We start from the raw sequence: 17,979 nt of genomic DNA, 5'->3' as shown, positions 1-17,979 counted from the left end.
AAGTCTCCTTACTCTGCTTTTACAAGAAATAGAGGTTGTCCATACTCAACCAGCTGGCCGTTTTCAACTAATACTTCAACGATTTCGCCTTTTACTTCCGCTTCGATTTCGTTGAATAGCTTCATTGCTTCCACAATGCAGACAACTGTGTTTTCATTTACTTTAGAGCCTGCAGTTACATAAGGACCGGCTTCCGGTGATGAAGAAGCATAAAATGTTCCCACCATCGGCGATTTGATTTGATGCAGGTTTTCATCTTGTTTCGGCGCCTCTTGTGCAGGTGCCGGCGCTGCTTGCTGCTGTGCCGTTTGCGGAGCCGCTGCTTGTACAGGTGCTGCCGGCGCTTGCTGCATCACTTGCACTGTACCCGCTTCGTGTTTTTTCAGTTTTAGGGAAACACCTTCATTTTCATATACGAATTCATCAATTGAAGATTCGTCAATTGTTTTAATCAGCTCATGGATTTCTTTAATATTTAACATTCCATCGCACTCCTATGTATTGAAATTTCTTTTTATAGGTTACTACTAAAAGTACATACTATGTTTATCTTACAGGAGCGGACTTTTGAATTCAACTCTAATATGATTGGCATGCAAAAAGCCCGCGTTTCGGCGGGCGGTTGTCCATTAACTATTTGGAAGGCTCAAATGTGACAGCAACGTCTTTCATCGTTTTAATTTCTTTGGCAACAAGGTCTATGATGGCTGTAGCTTTAGATTTGGAGTGTTTGTCAGACTTGACCGTGATGTTGATTTTGTCTCCTTCCGCGTTTACGAGGGCATCTTCATAGCCTTGTGTTTTAATCAGTGTTTCAAGCTGTTTTTCTGTTCCTTCCGCTTCACTGAGGGCTGTCATTTTATCATATGCTTCGCTCTTTTCCTTTGCTGTTGCATCGTCGCTGGACACGATCGCATTCAGCTCTTCCCTTTCCTTGCTTCTGGCGTCCTCTAAATCAAGGCGGTACGTTGTGAAGAGATCATCATCGGCGGTTTCGGTCACAACTGTTCCTTTTTCACTCGCTTCAGCGGAAGTTTCTTTGTCTGATGAAGAATCTTTCGTCCCCTTTGTTCCGTCTTCTTTTTCTGTTTCAGTACCGTTTTTTTCCTTTGTGTCTTCCTTGGCAGGTGTTTTTTCAGTTGCTACCTCACCGCTGTCAGACGGGCTTTTTTCACTTTGCATCTGCACCGCGTTTTTACTTTCCGGCGACATGATATAATAAACACTTAACACCACAACAAGACTGAGCATTGTTAACAGCCAAACGGTTTGTTTTTTGAGCATTTATGAATCCTCCTTTATTTTTTTAGGGGCAACCGCAACCCGGTGGCTTGGAACATCCAGGACCCGTGTCACCGCTTCAATAATGGTTTGTTTTATTTGAACGTTGTCCACTCCTTGAGCAACAACGAGTACACCGCGTATGTCAGGTTTTTTCGTTTGAACCACAACAGGGGTTTCTTTATCCCCATTCCTGATCATGACGATTTCTTCCTCTGATGTTTGATCCGTCACACTTCTAGTTCCGCCTTCTTTGTCTGTTTCTTCAGTTGTTGTATTTTTGCTTGATTTGTTTTTTTCATAAACCTTCAGTGACGTTGCGTCTACATTGACCACAACCGAGACATCCTCCACGCCGATAATGGTTTCAAGAATTTCTTTCAGCTGGTTTTCATATTCTTTTTCATAATCGCCAATAGAGTTTTTAGGATCATCAGATTTAGAGGCTTTAAACACCTCGGCTGTTTTCTCTTTGCTGTCCGCCGAATCAACTGATGCCGGTGCTGTTATGGTCTGGGCGTTTTCCGTTTTCTCCGGTGAAGAAAAGAGCTGGCTGACAAGCATAAAGGAGACGCCGAGAACAAAAACGAACAGAAAGTAATGATATTTGGTCAGCTTCGGTTTTTCGCCGTCCTTCGATTGCCCCGGAAGAAACTGCTTTTTCAATACGTTCCATAATCCGTTTTTATTCATTGCCGATCCTCTCCCCGCCTTCCATATGAACCGTAATTTTCTCACTGCCGATTTCCCAAATGTCCGCAAGCTTTGTCTCAATCTGTTTTGCTTCTTTTTGTTCCGCTTTTTCTTTCGTGACGTATGCATGATCCGTATTAATGTCGATCGGCGCGACCGTTTGGACCGTTTTTTCAGAAGACGGGGCCATATACACGCTGATTGTTTTGATATCCTCTTCTGAATCTACTTTTTCTCCTGCCGTGATCTTGATTTGGTCTACTTTATATTCGTCATGACTGAACATCTCCTCCGCTTTCTTTTTTAGTTGGACAGCCATTTCTTCTAAAATATATGCGCGCTGGGAAGCTTGTATTTCTATTTTTTTTGAATTGATCTGATTTTTTATTTCGGCAGATTCCGATTGCCCGTTTTTTGTGAGGTATTCAAAGATGACTTCGGGGTCTGTTTTGAAAAGCTTAAAGATTGGAGTAAGCATGACGACGATCAGCAGCAGGCTGACTACCATTTTTGCGTACTTTTGCATGCTGGAGCTCGGCAGCAGCATATCAATGACGATTGCAAATAGGATAAATAAGACGATGCTGGTAAGCCATTCAGTTAAAAAACTCATCCGTCAGCCTCCTTTATTTCATCATCATCGTGAGGTTTCCGGCAGTAATAATGACGGTAAGGCTTAAAAAAAACATGAGAGACACAATAGCGAGAGCCGCAAAAATATAAATGACGCTTTTGCTGATGACATCGAGACAGGTAATGACCGGACCGCCGCCGAGCGGCTGGAGAATCGCGGCTGCCAGCTTGTAAATAAAAGCGAGAGAAAGCACTTTGATTGCCGGGAAAGCCGCAATACAAATCAAAATGGCGACACCCAGAATTCCCACCGTATTTTTCAGCAATAAGGAAGCGCTGATCACTGTATCTGTTGCGTCAGTAAACATTCTTCCAAGAACAGGAATGAAGTTGCCGGTAATAAACTTAGCCGTCCTGAGCGTAATGCCGTCTGTCACTGCCGCCGAGGCACCCTGCACAGAAATGACGCCGAGAAACACAGTGAGAAAGACTGCCAGCGCTCCGATGGCAATATTTCTGAGAAGATTGGACAGCTGCGTTACTTTGTATTGTTCAGTCATTGTACTGACGATGCTCAGAATCGCCGATAAGAAAATCAGCGGCATGACGATATTTTGAATCAGCAGACCGCTCGTATTCATTAGAAAGAGAATAACAGGATGAAAGAAAGCCGCAGATACAGCTCCTCCAGAGGAAGCCAATAGTGCCAGCAGGAGAGGAATGAGAGCCAAAATAAAACTGGTCATCGTCTGAATCGCCTCTGTCGCATAATTGATCGCTACATGAAAGCTGTTCAGCGCCAGGATTATCAGCACCATATAAACAATTGCGTAGGCAACCTTGCTGACTGTGCTTTGCTGAAATGCATTTTGCAGAAGCTGAAGAATGACGCAAAAAATCGTCAGCAAAATCAACGTGCCGAGAAGCTTTCCATTGGCAAGCACTTCATGAAACAAATAAGAAAAGAGAGCCTTCAGCCATTCTTGCGGTGAAAAGGATTTATCGCCGTTTATAAACTCAAGCAAACTTCCTTTTTGACTTTCCGGCAGAAGCCCGCCGTACTCCGTCATTATGTCATTCCAAAATTCACCGATCTTGTCTGTTTCAAGCGACTCTGCCGTTTTTTCAGCCAATTGCTCCGGCGTTTCGGTATGTTCTTCTGTTTGGGTCGAATCGTCTGCTGCTTGTACAATTTCTGTGCAGCCGAATACGAGCAGCACCGCAAGAACCAACGCCCATCGAAAACGCTTCAATCTGCCGCCTCCTTTCGGTTATGACATGGAAGGTATAAGTCCGAGAATCGTTTCAATAATCACGGTTAAAATAGGAACAGCCATAACGAGAATCAGAATTTTCCCCGCCAATTCTATTTTCGAGGCGATGGCCCCTTGACCGGCATCCTTGGTGAGCTGCGCCCCGAATTCAGCAATATAAGCGATTCCGATAATCTTTAAAATCGTTTCAACATATACCATGTTGACATTGGCGTTAACGGCTATTTTTTCAATCATTCTGATAATGTCGTAGATTTGATCTACCAAATAGAGAAAAATAACACATCCGGCAAAGACGACAATTAAAAAGGCAAATGTCGGCTTTTGTTCTTTTACGATCAAAGAAAGGAAGGTGGCGATCAGCCCTAAACCTACAATTTGAACAATGTCAATCTGTAAGCCCCCCTATCCTTGAAATAAAAACACAGCTTTTATCTTTTTAAAGAGGTCATCCACAATAGTGGCGACCATAAATAAAATATAGATAAAACCTAACAGCGTCACCCACTGGGCGTATTCTTTTTTTCCCATCTGATCCAAAATCGTGTGTAAAAAAGCGACCACGATTCCCACTCCGGCGATTTGAAAAATGACATTAACGTCTACTCCCATTTTATTTTTGCTCCCCTCACGTTTACATCAATAGAAGAATGAGTAACAAGCCCGCTAAAAAGCCTAAACTTTTTATCATCTTTTCATTTTTCGCTTGGGCCTGCTCAGCATCCGCTTCCGATGCCTCTAAGTGTGTAAGTGCCAGCTTGATATGTTTTTGCTGTGAGATTCGATCGTGAATCCCAAGCGTCTCGCCGAACTGCTTCAGCACATCATATTCGGCTTTTTTCAGCGACATGTTGTCCCACACTTTTTTTAAGCTTTGCTCCCATGCCGTTTTAGCTGAATCACTGCCTTTCTCCAGCTGTTCGCTAAAACTGAGAAACAGAGCCGAAACAGGCTGTGCAAGCTGTTTTGCGATCTGCTGCGAAGCGGTGTGAAGCGGTGTATGGCCGTACATAATTTCCGCCTCAAGAGATTGGAGCGCGGCACGCAGCTGACGGATTTGCCTTGGCCGTTCTGTATAAATTTTCGCCGTCTCGAAACCTGTCCATGTTGTCGCAGCTACAATGAATACAGCGCCTAACAGCTTCAGCATGTTTTCACGTCCCTCGTTCCCGAAAGCACGTTTCCGTCTTTGTCATAAATACGGCTTACCGTGCCCGGTCCCTTCGTTCTGGATAATTCCAAATAGCGGTCAAAGGCTTTTTCTTCCCACAGACGCTTTAATGAAGGCCGCTTCGTCAGATCAGAAATACTCCAGCCATGCGCGGATACAATGACCGAAACACCGGCATGCAGCGCCTCGAGAAGTGCTTCTGTATCCTCCGTTCTTCCGATTTCATCAACGATTATCACCTCGGGACTCATTGACCGGATCATCATCATCAGCCCCTCAGCCTTCGGACAGGCATCTAACACGTCAATTCTCTGTCCGAATTGATGCTGCGGGATGCCGCGCAGGCACCCGGCAATTTCCGACCGTTCATCGACAATGCCTGTCTTTACGGGCGGAATCCGGTTCTTGCCGCTGCTCGCAAGTCTGGCAAGATCCCGAAGCAGCGTTGTTTTACCGGTTTGGGGCGGACCGATAATCAATGTATTCAGCCAGCCGTTTTGATGCAGATAAGGCAGCAGCGGTTCTGCAATCCCAAGCTTTTGCCGGGCAATTCGTATATTAAAAGACGCAATGTCGCGGAGGCCCTTCACCCCTCCGTTTTCTGTAATGACTCTGCCTGCAAGTCCGACTCTGTGGCCGCCCCTGATGGTGACATACCCTTTCTTCAGCTCTTCTTCGAGCGTATACATACTATAATTGCTCAGCCGGCTGAGGATCAGGTGGGCATCCTCGGCCGTGCCCGCATAGGACAAAAAAAGAGGTTGTCCTTTTCGTATCAGTTCAACAGGGCGGTTAACCCGAATTCTGATTTCTTCGATTTCCAGCCATTGATGTTCCGGTATTTCAGAAAGGGCGTTTTTCATGGATTCAGGGAGAACGTCAGCAATTTCATTCAACAGAGTCTCCTCCTTTCTACCGATCGGCTTCTTTAAAATGTATGATGCGAGGCAGACTTTATGACAAGCCTCTCTTTATTTGTGGACACCCGCTAAAATCAACACGACACCCGTAAAAATCAAGATCAGTTTTGCATATGACAGCTGCCCGGCAATTTGGTAGATTCCCACAGTCATGGTGATGATAAAAATTAACGGACCGACAATAGCAAGAATGCTGTTGACCACAACCGCTTTGCGGACATCATTTGTCACAAGCATCACAATCGCGGCCGTCAGCTCGATCATAGAGGATAAAACTCGCAATCCGGCCATTGTCAAAACAGTAGAATTGATATTTCCAAGAAAAAATTTCATAGCACTCTCCCAACCTCCCATTTTTTTATATGATATGCTCTAGCTGTCGGAAGTAGTCTTGCCATTTTCGTATAAAAGAAAGATTCTGTTTTTGCGCACAAAAAAAGCCTGCTCCCAATTGGGAACAGGCCTCTTTTTTCTCCTTACGCTCTTGAAACGTAAGAACCATCTGATGTGTTGACTACAAGAGTGTCGCCTTCATTGACAAAGAACGGCACGTTTACAACAAGACCAGTTTCGGTTTTCGCAGGTTTTGTACCGCCTGATGCCGTATCACCTTTAATACCAGGTTCAGTCTCTACCACTTTCAGCTCAACCGTGTTCGGAAGTTCGATACCGAGTGTTTCATCTTGGTACATCATGATGTGTACAGACATATTTTCAAGCAGATATTTTAATTCCTCTTCAATTTGAGTTTCACTCAGTTCAAGCTGTTCATATGAACTTGTATCCATGAATACGTGCTGGTCTCCGTTTGCATATAAGTATTGCATTGTTTTTGTTTCGATTTGCGCTTTTGCCACTTTTTCACCAGCACGGAATGTTTTTTCCTGAATCGCGCCAGTACGCAGGTTGCGAAGTTTAGAACGGACAAATGCCGCACCTTTACCCGGTTTTACGTGCTGGAAGTCAACGACGCGCCAAATGCCGCCATCCACTTCGATTGTTAATCCTGTACGGAAATCGTTTACTGAAATCATGTTTAATGTCCTCCTATATTCCAATCACAAAATAATGAGTTCTTTTGGGGAATGGGTAATTGTCCGGTTGCCGTTTTCTGTCATCACGATGTCATCTTCAATTCGGACACCGCCTGTTTCTGGTATGTAAATGCCCGGCTCCACTGTAACCACCATGCCCGGTTCAAGGATAGCTGAAGATCTGACGGACAGCCCCGGCGACTCATGAACTTCCATGCCGAGCCCATGCCCGGTTGAATGGCCGAAGTACTCGCCGTAGCCTTTTGCAGCGATATGATCCCTTGTCAGGGCGTCAGCCTCTTTGCCTGTCATGCCCGGCTTAATATGTTCGACACCGAGTGCCTGAGCATCAAATACGACCTGATAAATTTCTTTCAATTGTTCACTAGGCTGGCCTACAGCGACCGTTCGGGTAATGTCAGAACAATATCCTTTATAGTAAGCGCCAAAATCCAGCGTAACAAGATCCCCGCTTTCAATCAGTTTGTCACTTGCCACTCCATGGGGAAGGCTTGACCGAAGGCCCGAGGCGACAATCATATCAAAAGAAGAGCTGTCCGCTCCTTGGCTTCTCATATAAAACTCCAATTCATTGGCAACAGCTATTTCAGAAATGCCGGGTTTCATAAACGTCAAGATATGGCTGAAAGCATCATCTGCAATCTTCGCAGCTTCCTCTAATATCTTAATCTCTTCATTAGACTTAATCAAGCGCAACTTTTCCACGGATTCAGCCACAGGCACTAATTCAGCCTCACTGATAACCGCGTTGTAGGACGCGTATGTGCCGTAGGTCATACTGTTTTGTTCAAAACCGAGGCGTTTGATGCCGAACTTTTCAATTGTGTCGGCAGTGGTTTGAATCAGGCTGCCGCCGTGCTCAATGATTTCAAAGCCCTTTACCTGAACCTTCGCCTGCTCCGTATAACGGAAATCCGTAATAAACGCAGCCCTGTCTCCGGATATGACAGCTAAGCCCGCTGACCCTGTAAAACCGGTCATATAGCGCAAATTGATGCTGCTTGTAATCAGCATTCCGTCTATCCCCAGCTGTTCGAACAAGTTTCTTAATTTCTCAAGTTTCATCTTTATTCTCCCCCTTGCCGGCTTAATAAATAGCGAACAGCAAGCTTGTAGCCTTCAGATCCGAGGCCGACAATCTGCCCTTTCGCAACAGGAGCGATCACTGACTGATGCCTGAATTCTTCTCTGGCGTATAAGTTTGATAAATGCACCTCAACCACAGGAGGACTGATGCTTGAAACAGCATCCCTGATGGCATAGCTGTAATGGCTCAGCGCGCCCGGATTCAAAACAATTCCGTCATATTGTTCCTCAGCCTCGTGTATGGCGTCTATCAAATCACCTTCATGATTAGACTGGAAAAAAGTAAGCTGAATATGTAAGGCTTCAGCAAATTGAAAAAGATCTGTTTCAATATCTGTCAGTGTGTGACGCCCAAATACATCCGGCTCACGCTTCCCCAGCCGATTGACATTCGGGCCGTTCAAAATCAAAAAATGAGGCACATGGCTCTCTCCTTTTCGCGAGGGTTTCTCATGTAAAAAATGTTCACTTCTCGTGAACATTTTATCATAACAAAAAAGGATAATACACTATTCTCTCTGTGTTCCCAGCGCACGTGCCAGCTTTTCCGAGTTCAGCTCATTATATTCAAATGAAATTGAATATCCGACAAACAGCCCGTAAAGCAGATAGATGCAGATCGTTGTAATAATCGTATCTGATTTCAATTCAGTTACGGCGCGCACATCCTGGAAAATCGGATTAAACACAAAAAACACGAGCAGCCAAAGCAGCAAGCCGTATAACATACCAGGCCACATCGTTTTCAAGCGTTTCAAGAGAAGATAATAAAGAAACGCCCCGCCAATCGAAATGATGCCAATCACAATGATGCTGATAATCGTTCCTAAACCATGTTTTTTCCACTCTCCGAGTACAAACGGCTGCAATATCATATTGGGGTTGATTTCGGAAAAATGAAATAAGTAGGCGATATAACCGACGATACTCCATAATACGCCTCCGCAAAAACCCGTCGCCGCTACCCTGCCGCCCATTGGCACAGGCGGTCCCTGATCCTCTTTTGTTTGTTCGTTTTGATCTGTATTTTTTTCACTTGTCATAACGGCCACCTCCTTGTTAAAGTGTGCCCAAAAAATGAAATGTCAATAAAAAAGCTCACACATTTTGACAGCAGCGAGTAAAATTTGAAAATAACGGGTATACTGCATGTAGAAAAAGCAAGGCTCTGGCAAATTTTCGGCCCGTCAATCTAGAGGTTTCGCGCTGTTTCCTGTACAATAGAGTGAAAGGAAATAGTTAGCAATCCTAAAGAAATAGGCAGGTTGATCAATATGTCAAAACATAAAATTCCGCCCGCTTACGGCGGGCAGGCGGTTGTGGAAGGCGTTATGTTTGGCGGAAAACACAATTACGTTACGGCCATACGAAGAACAGACGGAAGCATTGATTTCTTCAAGCTTCCGCGGAAACACAATCCGAAGCTGAACATGGTGAAAAAAATACCATTTATAAGAGGGATCGCGGCTATTATTGAAGCGAGCGCTAACGGCACAAAGCATTTGAATTTCTCGAGTGAACGCTACGGACTTGATCCGTCTGAGGACGAGACGCTTAAGGAAGAAAAAAAATCCTCGGGGCTGTCAATGTATCTCAGCCTTGCAGTGATCGGCGTCTTATCTTTTTTGTTCAGTAAATTCGTATTTACATTGGTTCCTGTTTTCTTAGCTGAACTGACAAGACCGGTTTTTCCATCGGACACAGCGCAAATCGCAGTTGAAAGTCTGTTCAAATTGATTTTGCTGCTCGGTTATATTTATTTTTTATCCATGACACCGCTGATTAAAAGAGTGTTTCAATATCATGGAGCCGAACATAAGGTCATAAACTGTTATGAACAGAATTTGCCAATTACTGTAGAGAACGTTCAAAATCAATCACGGCTTCATTACCGCTGCGGGTCCAGTTTTATTTTATTTACCATTATTGTCGGTATGTTTGTATACTTGCTTGTTCCGACAGATCCGCTTTGGTTGCGTGTTATAGATCGTGTCGCTCTCATACCGGTTGTACTTGGGATTTCCTTTGAAGTGCTGCAGCTGACAAATAAAGTGCGTGATATTCCCGGTTTGAAATGTCTCGGGTACCCGGGCCTCTGGCTTCAGCTGTTAACGACGAAAGAACCTAAGGATGACCAAGTAGAAGTTGCAATCGAAAGCTTTAACGAGCTTCTCAGACTCGAAGAAAGATCTGAACAAAAAGAGCAGCCTTCTCACAACGTCATCTAATATCCGTTGCCCTGCTATTACTTTCGGAGGTGGACAGTTATGAATCATCGTGTACAACCTATTATTGCTGTATTAATTGCGCTGGGAGCGTTCGGTTTCCTCTATGTGCTGGTAACCAATCCCGGAGAAATGGCAAAAATGGCGATAACCGTCATCTTGGCAGGTATCATTATTTATTTTATTGTGAAATATGTTATGAAGCGAAATACTGGCAGTGAAGGAGCGGCTTTTAAAAAAGCGGCCAAACAATCGCGGCGCCGGCTGAAAGAACAAAAAGCAAAGCACCGCGCCGGGCATAAAGGCCGGGTGAGCCATCTGCGAAGCGTTCCGAGCGCCAGCAAACCTAAGCCGATGATTCTCAAGAAAAAAAGCCAGACGCAGCTGACTGTCATAGAAGGCAAAAAAAATAAAAAGAAAAACAGAGCGCTTTTTTAATAGGTCCACTGCTTTAAAAACTGCTCTGTCCGACTTTTACCTAGCTCAATCAGGGCTAGTTTTTTTTGTTGTGTTAAATGAAATTCGGTCGCCATCACGTTGTCAACCGGCAGAAAAATGATATTTTGCTCATAGCGTGACGCGATATGTCTTGCGTCATGCGCATCCTTCATCGTTTCAAACAGAGCGCCAAACAGTTCAAAAGCGTTTCCGATATTTTTTTTCGGCCGCTCCCTTTCATTCGGCGCAAGCGTCACACCGATAACAGGTCGTTTTCTTTCTTTAGAAAACAGCCATATGGGAAAATTGCTTAAAACGCCCCCATCCACTACGGTGGCAGTTCCTGTATCTGTTTTTAATTTTATTGGTTCAAAAAAATAGGGAATGCTGCAGCTCATTCTTACCGCTCTGGCAACCGGAAACATATCCGGATTTAACCCGTAGCGGACCAAGTCATCCGGCAGCACGATCATTGTACCGTTTGTCAGATCCGAAGCGATGAGCCGCAAAGAGCCTTTTTTCAAATCGCCAAAGACGCGTACGCCTTTCGCTCTTAAAAGGTCGGCGATCCACTTTTCTAATGTGTCTCCTTTAAACAAGCCCAAACGCCAGTAAATAGACACCCATTGGAGCATTTTTAAGGGGAGAAATGAGTATCGCTGGTCCAGCAGCCTCTCTCCGTCCACTTCTTCAATCAAAGCGTGAATTTCCTTGCTTGAATAACCTGATGCAATAAAAGCGGCAATAACGGCGCCGGCGCTTGTGCCGGCAAGCCGTGCAAAGCGGAAGCCTTTTTCCTCAAGCGCTTCATAAGCGCCGGCAAGCGCCACGCCTTTTACCCCTCCGCCAGAAAACACACCGTCAATATACATCCCATACCCTCCCCCTCCATCCAATGGTTTACTATCATTTTAAGAAAAAACGCGAAGAAATAGACCAATGAATGAAGCAGGGCGCATTTCATCAAAAAAAGGCGGCCTCCTTTGAGACCCGCCTTTTTACTGATTATGATGTTCTGTTTTCTTTTGGATTGATTTCAGCTCTTTTTTACGCGCATCGTCTTCTTCAAAATATTGAACAAGATCACCGATGCGATCAATGCTGTTCCAGCTTAAATGATGCTCGATTCCTTCGACATCGTTATATATTTTCTCTTCATCAACACCAATGATTCTTAAAAACTGCTCAAGCAATTCATGTCTGTATACTAGCCGTTTGCCTATTTTCTTTCCTTTAGACGTTAGCACGAGACCGCGATATTTTTCATAAATTAAATATTCGTCTTTATCTAGTTTTTGAACCATTTTTGTTACAGAGGAGGGGTGGACTGCCAATGCTTCCGCGATATCAGAAACCCTTGCATATCCTTTTTCTTCAATCAGCATATAAATCTGTTCAATATAATCTTCCATACTTGGTGTCGTCATCGAAACCCTCCCAAAAAGCACCTTAACTTTATAAATCATTACAAGTTTACACTAATGAACTTGAAAAAACAAGGATGCTCTGCAGGCCAAAAAGCCCTTTTTACCGCTTATAATTCCATTCATCAGAAGCATATTTTGTTTCTGCCAAGTCCTGAACAAAAGCAAGCTCTTCCTGGGATAATTCGTACGGCTCCAAGTGAATATTCAAACCGGTTTCAAATCCGGATTTAAAAGCCTTGCGTGCATCGTCCATCGTCACCGGGTGATCGGTGAGTTCATTAATCGCAACCGCTTTATTTTTAAAATTGCGCTGCATCCGCTCTCTGACTCTTTCACTCGGATACAAAAACAGATCAAACAGCTTGTCCTCATCCAAATCAAGCAGAATGGAGCCGTGCTGAAGGATGACGCCTTTTTGTCTCGTTTGCGCGCTTCCCGCCACCTTGCGTCCCTCGACAACGAGCTCATACCAGGACGGCGCGTCAAAACAAACGGATGATCGCGGGTTCTTTAAGCTTTCTTTTTCTTTTTCGGTTCTCGGAATGGCAAAATAAGCGTCCAGGCCAAGATTTCTAAAGCCTTGAAGTATGCCTTCTGAAATAACCCGATATGCCTCGGTTACCGTCGCCGGCATTTCCGGATGATCCTCAGAAACAATTACACTGTATGTCAATTCCTGATCGTGGAGCACCCCTCTTCCTCCGGTCGGGCGTCTGACAAATCCAAGATTATACTTATGTACTGCTTCAAAATTGATTTCCTTTTTAATATTTTGAAAATAACCTACAGAAAGCGTCGCCGGATTCCAGCCGTAAAAACGGATGACCGGAGGAATTTTCTTTTCACTGTGCCAATATAAAAGCGCTTCATCAAGCGCCATATTGAAAGCCGGGCTTGCATTTCCTGAGTCTATAAACCGCCAAGTTTCTTTTTCCATTTTGAGACCTTCCTTACCGTTTTAATAGAATCAGTTTAACAAACTGCCGGGAAAATGAAAAATATTTTAGTTCCATTATGGATGACAATCGCGCCGTGCTTTACTATAATAGTATTTGTCGAAAACGTCTCTATGCCCTTGTTTAAAGAAGCAGGGTTTTGATTTTATACGTTAAAGGAGTAGAATCACATTGTCTAATATGATCGTTTTAATTATTTTTGCTGCGTTTATCGTCTATATGATTGCTTCATATGTCTATCAGCAGCGAATTATGAAAACACTTTCGGAAGAAGAATTCCGCGCTGGTTACCGCAAAGCGCAGCTTATCGACGTTCGTGAACCGAATGAATTTGATGGCGGACATATTTTAGGCGCCCGCAACATTCCGCTTTCTCAGCTGAAACAGAGAAAAAATGAAATCCGGCCGGACAAGCCTGTCTATCTGTACTGCCAGAACAGTGTCCGCAGCGGACGCGCGGCACAAACCCTGCGCAAAAACGGCTGCACTGAGATTTATAACCTTAAGGGCGGCTTTAAAAAATGGGGCGGAAAAATTAAAGCCAAAAATTAAAAAAACAGCTGTCTGATATCAGACAGCTGTTTTTTATTTTACAAGTTCGCTGCTTACGTTTTTCTCGTATCTAAGTACAGGCTGTCTGGCTGCTTTTGTTTCATCCATTCTTTTGACGATTGTTGTATGCGGAGCCTCCTGTACGAGCTCCGGAGTTTCCTCTGCTTCTTTCGCAATTTGGATCATAGCATCAATAAACGCATCCAGCGTTTCCTTGGATTCTGTCTCTGTCGGCTCAATCATGATGCACTCCTCAACATTAAGCGGAAAATAAATCGTAGGCGGATGATAGCCGAAATCGAGCAGCCGTTTTGCAATATCCAGCGTACGCACCCCAAGCTTTTTCTGGCGTTTCCCTGACAATACAAATTCGTGCTTGCAATGGCGGTCAAACGGCAGATCGTAATAAGGGGCAAGCTTTCTCATCATATAGTTGGCGTTCAGCACCGCGTTTTCAGTAACGGCCTTTAACCCGTCCGGGCCCATAGAGCGGATATACGTATACGCTCTGACGTTGATGCCGAAGTTGCCGTAATAAGGCTTAACACGGCCGATCGCGTGAGGGCGGTCATAGTCAAAAGTAAACCGGCCTTCTTTTTTGATTAAAACGGGTTTTGGCAGATAAGGAATCAGATCTTCTTTTACGCCAACCGGACCTGAACCCGGACCGCCTCCGCCGTGAGGCCCTGTAAAGGTTTTATGCAAATTAAGATGCACCACATCAAATCCCATATCACCGGGTCTCGCTTTACTTAACACGGCATTTAAATTAGCGCCGTCATAATACAGCTTTCCTCCGGCTTGGTGAACGATTTCCGCCATCTCGGTGATCTGCTCCTCAAATAATCCGAGTGTATTCGGATTCGTCAGCATAAGAGCTGCGGTTTCTTCATTCACCGCTCTTTTTAAATCCTCTAAATCAACAAGTCCGTTTTCATTCGATTTCACCGTTACCGTTTCAAAACCGGCAACTGTTGCAGACGCGGGATTTGTCCCATGAGCTGAATCGGGGACAATGACCTTTGTCCGTTTCATATCTCCGCGCGCCTCATGATAAGCGCGGATCATCATCAGTCCCGTCCATTCGCCATGCGCCCCCGCCGCGGGCTGAAGCGTGACCTCATCCATTCCCGTAATTTCCTCAAGATGCTTGCTTAAGTCATATAAAAACTCCAAAGCGCCTTGCACTGTGTCTTCGTCCTGAAGAGGATGAATCGCGGCAAAACCGGGAATCCTCGCGATTTTTTCATTCAATTTCGGATTGTATTTCATTGTACAGGAACCGAGCGGGTAAAAGCCCGAATCAACCCCGTGGTTCCGTTTGGACAATGCCGTGTAATGCCGCATAATATCCAACTCAGAAACCTCCGGCAGCTCTGCGTCCTCATCACGGATATAACTGTCTGACAAGAGGTCCTCCACTTCCATTTCCGGTACGTCAAGCTCCGGCAGACTGTAGCCTACACGGCCTTCTCTTGAAAGCTCAAAAATAAGTGCCTGATCCTGATTATTCATGGCGATCCCCCAATTCCTGAATGAGTGCGTCAATTTCTTCTTTTGTTCTCAGCTCTGTTACGGCAATAAGCATATGGCGGTCAAGCTCCGGATACGTCAGACCCAAATCGTAGCCGCCGATGATCCCATTTGTCAGCAATCTTTTGTTTACCGATTTCACAGGTTCATCTAGTTTGATAACGAATTCGTTAAACATCGGCCCGTCAAACATTACGGTGAGCCCCGCTTTTTTCGCTTCTTGCTTAGCATAATTGGCTTTTAAGAGATTTTGGCGGGCGATTTCTTTTACGCCGTTTTTCCCGAGAGCCGTCATGGCGACGGAAGCGGCCAGTGCGTTTAAAGCCTGGTTCGAGCAGATGTTTGACGTCGCCTTATCCCTGCGAATATGCTGCTCTCTGGCTTGCAAGGTAAGCACAAAACCTCTTTTTCCGTTTTCATCCTCCGTTTGTCCGACGAGGCGGCCCGGCACCTTTCTCATTAATTTTTTCGTGACCGCAAAAAACCCGCAATGGGGTCCGCCGTATGCGGAAGGAATCCCGAATGGCTGTGCATCGCCAACCACAATATCAGCCTGAAAAGCGCCCGGCGGGGTCAGAAGTCCCAATGCAAGCGGATTGGCTGAGACAATAAACATAGATTTTCCCTGATGAGCGATCGGCTCAATATCCTTCAACGGCTCAACCAGACCAAAAAAGTTCGGGTACTGCACAATGACCGCCGCCGTATCGTCACAAACGGTTTCGCGCAAAGCATCAAGATCAGTCACTCCATTTGCGGCAGGGACTTCAACAACTTCAATATACTGTCCTTTTGCATATGTTTTCAGCACTTCTCTCGATTCAGGGTGCACGGTTGTTGACACCACAATTTTTTTCTTTTTCGTATGTCCGGAGGCAAGCATCGCAGCTTCCGCCAAGGCTGTTCCGCCATCATACATAGAAGAGTTGCTGATATCCATGCCAGTTAATTCACAAATCATCGTTTGAAACTCGAAAATCGCCTGAAGCTCCCCTTGAGAAATTTCCGGCTGATATGGTGTATAAGCTGTATAAAACTCAGACCTTGAAATGACATGATCCACAATAACCGGCTGATAATGATCATAAACACCGGCGCCTAAGAAAGATGCGTATTGAACGGTATCACAGTTTTTAGACGCCAGCTTGGTCAGTTCTTTTGTTAATTCTGTTTCTGATTTTGCCTTTTTGATTTGATACTCTTTTTTGAATCTGACGTTCTCCGGTATATCGGCGAATAAATCATCGATCGTGTTTGCGCCGATGGCATCAAGCATTTCCTGTTTATCCTTTTCTGTCGCGGGCAAATAGCGGTGCTTCATGTGTTGACCCCTCTCCAAAGAAAAATTTTTAGCGTTTATAAAATGGTGTTTTAACTACCTTTGCTTTCACTAATTTTTTGCGAATCTCCACTTCTACAACAGTTCCGATCTCACTCGCTCCAGCATCAACCAAGGCAAGGCCCACGTTTTTCCCCAATGTCGGTGACTGGGTGCCTGTTGTCACCTTTCCGATGGACTTGCCGCTTTGAAACACTTCATATCCGTGTCTCGGTATTCCTTTTTCAATCATTTCAAGACCGACGAGCTTTCGTTTCGCCCCGTTTTCTTTCTGTTCACTCAATACAGACTTCCCGAAAAAATCAGACTCTTTTTTGTGTTTTACGGCAAATCCTATACCTGCTTCAACCGGCGAGATATCCCGAGTCAGCTCCTGGCCATAGAGCGGGAGCTTCGCTTCAAATCTGAGCGTATCACGCGCTCCTAGCCCGCATGGCATAAGCCCATGTTCTTTACCCGCTTCAATGATTTGTTTCCAAATTCGGACGGCGTCATCAGCACGGCAGTAAATTTCGAACCCGTCTTCACCCGTATAGCCGGTGCGCGAAATGAGTGCTTTGCAGCCGCTGATATCAGCTTCATCAATAAATGCAAATGGTTTTAAAGCAGACACATCTGAAGCTGTCAGATTTTTTAAGATTGTTTCTGCTTTCGGCCCCTGCACGGCCAAAAGCGCGATCTGATCTGACAAATTGTCAATCTGGACATCTCCTGCTGCGTGTTCTTTGAGCCAAGCAAGATCTTTATCTATATTTGAAGCATTGATGACAAGCAAATAGCGGTTTTCAGCTTTTTGATAGATGAGTAAATCATCAACGGTGCCGCCGTCCGGGTAGCACATCGCGGTATATTGCGCACGGCCGGTTTTTAACGCGGATACATCATTTGTCATCAGCTTTTGTAAAAAAGACAGACTGTCATCCCCCGTGATTTCGACTTCCCCCATATGGGAAACATCAAACAGCCCGGCTGCTGTTCGGACAGCCTCATGCTCTTTTTTGATTGAAGAAAATTGAACAGGAAGCTCCCAGCCTCCGAAATCAATCGTTTTCCCTCCATATTCCTTGTACAATTCAAATAACGGTGTTCTTTTCAGCATCAAATTCCTCCCCTTTATCAACGGCGCAGCTAAAAAAACATACAAAAAAGGACAGAGAAACACCTCATATTAAATGAAGGTTCTCTGTCCTGGCACCTGAAAGTTTACTTTGCAATAGCAAAGACGTCCCCTTTGGTGGCTTGCGCATTTCACACAAACACTCTCCAGAGTTGCGTCGAGCAAGAGTTCTTTTGCCTGAGAGATTCACTCCGCAGTTTGCTCCTTCGGCGCCTGTATCCCGGTTTTCTCGGTCAGGTCTCTCCCCTTGCTGTCATTCGCTCATATTTTCATGCTGTTATGGACATACTATAGCAATATCTTACATCAAATACATACTCATATCCTACCATCATCACT

At 44.8% G+C, this 17,979-nt stretch carries 23 protein-coding genes and 1 riboswitch; of the genes, 3 read left to right on the top strand and 20 right to left on the bottom strand.

Translation table 11 applies throughout. The features are described from left to right. Positions 1 to 8 precede the first annotated feature (8 nt). The 14 genes from accB to M1D69_RS08580 form a co-directional block, all read right to left on the bottom strand. A complete protein-coding gene (gene accB, locus M1D69_RS08645; RefSeq protein WP_458104006.1) occupies positions 9 to 482 on the bottom strand; it encodes an acetyl-CoA carboxylase biotin carboxyl carrier protein in 474 nt (157 codons plus the stop codon). Between the two features lie 151 nt (positions 483 to 633). Next, positions 634 to 1,284, bottom strand: coding sequence for a stage III sporulation ratchet engulfment protein SpoIIIAH (gene spoIIIAH / locus M1D69_RS08640; RefSeq protein ID WP_010334894.1), 651 nt, complete (start codon positions 1,282 to 1,284; stop codon positions 634 to 636). Beyond that, entirely contained in the window at positions 1,285 to 1,974 is a 690-nt protein-coding gene (gene spoIIIAG / locus M1D69_RS08635) for a stage III sporulation protein AG (RefSeq protein WP_458104007.1), read from the bottom strand. Beyond that, positions 1,967 to 2,587: a stage III sporulation protein AF gene (spoIIIAF, locus tag M1D69_RS08630; RefSeq protein WP_044154638.1), complete on the bottom strand. Its 621-nt coding sequence runs from the start codon at positions 2,585 to 2,587 to the stop codon at positions 1,967 to 1,969. Before spoIIIAF ends, spoIIIAG begins: the two co-directional genes overlap by 8 nt. Before the next feature lie 13 nt (positions 2,588 to 2,600). Beyond that, entirely contained in the window at positions 2,601 to 3,800 is a 1,200-nt protein-coding gene (gene spoIIIAE, locus M1D69_RS08625; protein ID WP_458104008.1) for a stage III sporulation protein AE, read from the bottom strand. Positions 3,801 to 3,818: 18 nt separating this feature from the next. Then, entirely contained in the window at positions 3,819 to 4,214 is a 396-nt protein-coding gene (gene spoIIIAD, locus M1D69_RS08620; RefSeq protein WP_081638335.1) for a stage III sporulation protein AD, read from the bottom strand. A gap of 12 nt (positions 4,215 to 4,226) precedes the next feature. Continuing rightward, positions 4,227 to 4,433 carry a stage III sporulation protein AC gene (gene spoIIIAC / locus M1D69_RS08615; protein ID WP_003153142.1) on the bottom strand — a complete coding sequence of 69 codons (207 nt, stop codon included), beginning with the start codon at positions 4,431 to 4,433 and terminating at the stop codon, positions 4,227 to 4,229. A gap of 22 nt (positions 4,434 to 4,455) precedes the next feature. Next, on the bottom strand, positions 4,456 to 4,971 hold the full coding sequence (gene spoIIIAB, locus M1D69_RS08610; RefSeq protein ID WP_024122020.1) for a stage III sporulation protein SpoIIIAB: 516 nt from the start codon (positions 4,969 to 4,971) through the stop codon (positions 4,456 to 4,458). Then, on the bottom strand, positions 4,965 to 5,888 hold the full coding sequence (gene spoIIIAA / locus M1D69_RS08605) for a stage III sporulation protein AA (protein WP_059293615.1): 924 nt from the start codon (positions 5,886 to 5,888) through the stop codon (positions 4,965 to 4,967). Before spoIIIAA ends, spoIIIAB begins: the two co-directional genes overlap by 7 nt. Positions 5,889 to 5,963: 75 nt before the next feature. Further along, positions 5,964 to 6,245, bottom strand: a complete 282-nt coding sequence (locus M1D69_RS08600; protein ID WP_010334901.1) for a YqhV family protein — start codon at positions 6,243 to 6,245, stop codon at positions 5,964 to 5,966. A 143-nt stretch (positions 6,246 to 6,388) separates the two neighbouring features. After that, a complete protein-coding gene (gene efp, locus M1D69_RS08595) occupies positions 6,389 to 6,946 on the bottom strand; it encodes an elongation factor P (RefSeq protein WP_024122022.1) in 558 nt (185 codons plus the stop codon). A 24-nt stretch (positions 6,947 to 6,970) separates the two neighbouring features. Next, positions 6,971 to 8,032 (bottom strand): aminopeptidase PapA, encoded by a 1,062-nt coding sequence (papA, locus tag M1D69_RS08590; RefSeq protein ID WP_458104009.1) that lies wholly within the window; start codon positions 8,030 to 8,032, stop codon positions 6,971 to 6,973. A 2-nt stretch (positions 8,033 to 8,034) separates the two neighbouring features. After that, positions 8,035 to 8,475 carry a type II 3-dehydroquinate dehydratase gene (gene aroQ / locus M1D69_RS08585; protein WP_024122024.1) on the bottom strand — a complete coding sequence of 147 codons (441 nt, stop codon included), beginning with the start codon at positions 8,473 to 8,475 and terminating at the stop codon, positions 8,035 to 8,037. An 87-nt stretch (positions 8,476 to 8,562) separates the two neighbouring features. After that, positions 8,563 to 9,096, bottom strand: coding sequence for a YqhR family membrane protein (locus M1D69_RS08580; RefSeq protein ID WP_458104010.1), 534 nt, complete (start codon positions 9,094 to 9,096; stop codon positions 8,563 to 8,565). A gap of 231 nt (positions 9,097 to 9,327) precedes the next feature. Between M1D69_RS08580 and M1D69_RS08575 the strand changes: the two genes are divergently transcribed. Next, entirely contained in the window at positions 9,328 to 10,281 is a 954-nt protein-coding gene (locus M1D69_RS08575) for a DUF1385 domain-containing protein (protein ID WP_458104011.1), read from the top strand. A 39-nt stretch (positions 10,282 to 10,320) separates the two neighbouring features. Beyond that, positions 10,321 to 10,716, top strand: coding sequence for an SA1362 family protein (locus tag M1D69_RS08570; RefSeq protein ID WP_044154629.1), 396 nt, complete (start codon positions 10,321 to 10,323; stop codon positions 10,714 to 10,716). Here the strand turns inward: M1D69_RS08570 and M1D69_RS08565 are convergent. The 3 genes from M1D69_RS08565 to lipM form a co-directional block, all read right to left on the bottom strand. Further along, a complete protein-coding gene (locus M1D69_RS08565; RefSeq protein WP_024122028.1) occupies positions 10,713 to 11,588 on the bottom strand; it encodes a patatin-like phospholipase family protein in 876 nt (291 codons plus the stop codon). The genes M1D69_RS08570 and M1D69_RS08565 overlap by 4 nt on opposite strands. A gap of 126 nt (positions 11,589 to 11,714) precedes the next feature. Further along, entirely contained in the window at positions 11,715 to 12,143 is a 429-nt protein-coding gene (gene mntR, locus M1D69_RS08560) for a transcriptional regulator MntR (protein WP_010334908.1), read from the bottom strand. A 100-nt stretch (positions 12,144 to 12,243) separates the two neighbouring features. After that, the gene (lipM, locus tag M1D69_RS08555) at positions 12,244 to 13,080 is read right to left on the bottom strand and encodes an octanoyltransferase LipM (RefSeq protein ID WP_458104012.1); all 837 of its coding nucleotides are present in this window, start codon (positions 13,078 to 13,080) and stop codon (positions 12,244 to 12,246) included. Positions 13,081 to 13,270: 190 nt separating this feature from the next. Here lipM and M1D69_RS08550 point away from each other — a divergent pair, with 190 nt between their 5' ends. Beyond that, a complete protein-coding gene (locus M1D69_RS08550; protein WP_024122030.1) occupies positions 13,271 to 13,651 on the top strand; it encodes a rhodanese-like domain-containing protein in 381 nt (126 codons plus the stop codon). Positions 13,652 to 13,684: 33 nt separating this feature from the next. Here the strand turns inward: M1D69_RS08550 and gcvPB are convergent, their stop codons facing one another. From gcvPB to gcvT, 3 genes are read right to left on the bottom strand one after another with little or no spacing between them, the layout of a single operon-like run. Beyond that, complete coding sequence (gene gcvPB / locus M1D69_RS08545) at positions 13,685 to 15,166, bottom strand: aminomethyl-transferring glycine dehydrogenase subunit GcvPB (protein ID WP_458104013.1); 1,482 nt, start codon at positions 15,164 to 15,166, stop codon at positions 13,685 to 13,687. After that, the gene (gene gcvPA / locus M1D69_RS08540) at positions 15,159 to 16,505 is read right to left on the bottom strand and encodes an aminomethyl-transferring glycine dehydrogenase subunit GcvPA (protein ID WP_458104014.1); all 1,347 of its coding nucleotides are present in this window, start codon (positions 16,503 to 16,505) and stop codon (positions 15,159 to 15,161) included. Before gcvPA ends, gcvPB begins: the two co-directional genes overlap by 8 nt. Positions 16,506 to 16,533: 28 nt before the next feature. Then, positions 16,534 to 17,622, bottom strand: coding sequence for a glycine cleavage system aminomethyltransferase GcvT (gene gcvT, locus M1D69_RS08535; protein WP_458104015.1), 1,089 nt, complete (start codon positions 17,620 to 17,622; stop codon positions 16,534 to 16,536). Positions 17,623 to 17,795: 173 nt separating this feature from the next. Beyond that, positions 17,796 to 17,897, bottom strand: a riboswitch (glycine riboswitch). Positions 17,898 to 17,979: the final 82 nt, after the last annotated feature.

It is taken from the genome of Bacillus sp. PK3-037 (assembly GCF_054161355.1).
Note: the sequence above shows the minus strand (reverse complement) of the source record. Positions and strands in the feature narration are given on the sequence as shown.

What these genes read in the sequence shown, in the direction of transcription:
- accB (WP_458104006.1), bottom strand. Translation starts at nt 482, where the DNA reads ATGTTAAATATTAAAGAAATCCATGAGCTGATTAAAACAATTGACGAA.
- spoIIIAH (WP_010334894.1), bottom strand. Translation starts at nt 1,284, where the DNA reads ATGCTCAAAAAACAAACCGTTTGGCTGTTAACAATGCTCAGTCTTGTT.
- spoIIIAG (WP_458104007.1), bottom strand. Translation starts at nt 1,974, where the DNA reads ATGAATAAAAACGGATTATGGAACGTATTGAAAAAGCAGTTTCTTCCG.
- spoIIIAF (WP_044154638.1), bottom strand. Translation starts at nt 2,587, where the DNA reads ATGAGTTTTTTAACTGAATGGCTTACCAGCATCGTCTTATTTATCCTA.
- spoIIIAC (WP_003153142.1), bottom strand. Translation starts at nt 4,433, where the DNA reads ATGGGAGTAGACGTTAATGTCATTTTTCAAATCGCCGGAGTGGGAATC.
- spoIIIAB (WP_024122020.1), bottom strand. Translation starts at nt 4,971, where the DNA reads ATGCTGAAGCTGTTAGGCGCTGTATTCATTGTAGCTGCGACAACATGG.
- M1D69_RS08600 (WP_010334901.1), bottom strand. Translation starts at nt 6,245, where the DNA reads ATGAAATTTTTTCTTGGAAATATCAATTCTACTGTTTTGACAATGGCC.
- efp (WP_024122022.1), bottom strand. Translation starts at nt 6,946, where the DNA reads ATGATTTCAGTAAACGATTTCCGTACAGGATTAACAATCGAAGTGGAT.
- papA (WP_458104009.1), bottom strand. Translation starts at nt 8,032, where the DNA reads ATGAAACTTGAGAAATTAAGAAACTTGTTCGAACAGCTGGGGATAGAC.
- M1D69_RS08580 (WP_458104010.1), bottom strand. Translation starts at nt 9,096, where the DNA reads ATGACAAGTGAAAAAAATACAGATCAAAACGAACAAACAAAAGAGGAT.
- M1D69_RS08575 (WP_458104011.1), top strand. Translation starts at nt 9,328, where the DNA reads ATGTCAAAACATAAAATTCCGCCCGCTTACGGCGGGCAGGCGGTTGTG.
- M1D69_RS08570 (WP_044154629.1), top strand. Translation starts at nt 10,321, where the DNA reads ATGAATCATCGTGTACAACCTATTATTGCTGTATTAATTGCGCTGGGA.
- M1D69_RS08565 (WP_024122028.1), bottom strand. Translation starts at nt 11,588, where the DNA reads ATGTATATTGACGGTGTGTTTTCTGGCGGAGGGGTAAAAGGCGTGGCG.
- mntR (WP_010334908.1), bottom strand. Translation starts at nt 12,143, where the DNA reads ATGACGACACCAAGTATGGAAGATTATATTGAACAGATTTATATGCTG.
- lipM (WP_458104012.1), bottom strand. Translation starts at nt 13,080, where the DNA reads ATGGAAAAAGAAACTTGGCGGTTTATAGACTCAGGAAATGCAAGCCCG.
- gcvPB (WP_458104013.1), bottom strand. Translation starts at nt 15,166, where the DNA reads ATGAATAATCAGGATCAGGCACTTATTTTTGAGCTTTCAAGAGAAGGC.
- gcvPA (WP_458104014.1), bottom strand. Translation starts at nt 16,505, where the DNA reads ATGAAGCACCGCTATTTGCCCGCGACAGAAAAGGATAAACAGGAAATG.
- gcvT (WP_458104015.1), bottom strand. Translation starts at nt 17,622, where the DNA reads ATGCTGAAAAGAACACCGTTATTTGAATTGTACAAGGAATATGGAGGG.